2 protein-coding genes are annotated in these 1,282 nt (G+C 62.2%); one reads left to right on the forward strand and one right to left on the reverse strand.

The genetic code is table 11. The features are described 5' to 3' along the window. Nucleotides 1–625: alpha/beta hydrolase (locus ABT116_RS47275; RefSeq protein WP_351647556.1), on the reverse strand; the 625-nt coding region annotated here is incomplete at its 3' end. A gap of 208 nt (nucleotides 626–833) precedes the next feature. Here ABT116_RS47275 and ABT116_RS47280 point away from each other — a divergent pair. After that, nucleotides 834–1,282 (forward strand): TetR-like C-terminal domain-containing protein (locus ABT116_RS47280; RefSeq protein ID WP_351647558.1); only part of this gene is annotated, 449 nt, incomplete at its 3' end.

Raw genomic sequence — 1,282 nt, forward strand, 5'->3', positions numbered from 1 at the left:
CCGAGGAACGCTCCACGGCCCTGCGCGCCCTGTTCCCCGAGGGCGCGGCAGGCGACCCCTCGTCGCCGAAAGCATCGAGAGGAACGGGTGATTCACCGGTTCCCGGCTGATCGAAAGCAACAACAGTCACTCCGGCATTCTTCGCGAACGCACTGGCCAACGGATGCATGTCCATCTTCCAGCCGTCGACGCCGCCGCTGAGCAACAGGACGGGTGCGTCTTCGTACCTTCCGTCCACGGAGAGGATGTGTACCGGTAGCTCGATCTCGCCGTTTCGGTAGGGCAGGGACAGGATTCGACGCTCGAACTCGAGCCCGAATCCCGGTGCTGCCTTGACGTATTCGTCCACCTGATTCTGCAGGGCCCGACGTCGCGACTCGTTGGCCAGGACGGGGAACTTGGCGATTCCGTAGATCATCGCCGCGAGTGAATGATTGCCGTCGGCGGAGTACTTTGCTGCCAGCGCGGACCATTCGTACGACCAACCACCCGGCGCGTCGGCCCACGTCGAGTTGATGGACGCGCGCAGTTCCTCGAGATCCGAGACGGGGAGCCCGAAGCTCAGAAACTGACCTGTGCGTTCTTCGAAGAGGCCTCGGTGATCGACAGAAAATTCGTATGACATGGGAAAACACCCCTCAATTCATCTCTAATGCAACGACAAGTTGCATTAGCTCAGTGAACCATGCGGCCACAACTAACACAACACCTTGTTGCGATAAGGTTGGCCCATGACCTCGACACCACAACGGCCCGGAGGGCGCAGCGCCAGGGTGCGCAAGGCAGTTCTGGCGGCCACCGCGGCCGAACTGTCCGAACGCGGATTCGCGGCGATGACCATCGAGGACATAGCCGCCCGTTCCGGAGTCCACAAGACCACGATCTACCGGCGATGGAGCACCTTGTCTCAACTCGTAGCCGACGCGGCCGTCGAAATATCGGCAACCACCGTTCCCATCCCGGACACCGGCTCCATCGAATCCGACCTGCGCGAGATGGCCAGATCGATAGTCGCACTGGTGACCAGCGAGTCGGGCGGCGCATTGGTGGCCGCACTGTTCTCGGACGCAGTCCGCACACCCGAGGTGGCGAGACTCAAGCGCGAGTTCTACTCCGCACGTTACGAACTGGCAGACATCGTGGTCCGCCGAGCAGTCGAACGCGGGGAGATCTCCGAGAAGGTCTCAGCCGCTGATCTTCTGGCGGCCGTAGCCGCGCCCATCTACTATCGCCTGTTGGTCGCCGATCTACCCGTCGACCGGTCGGTTGCCGATCGTGCTGC

The organism is Streptomyces sp. NPDC002130 (assembly GCF_040296465.1).
Lineage (GTDB): Bacteria > Actinomycetota > Actinomycetes > Streptomycetales > Streptomycetaceae > Streptomyces.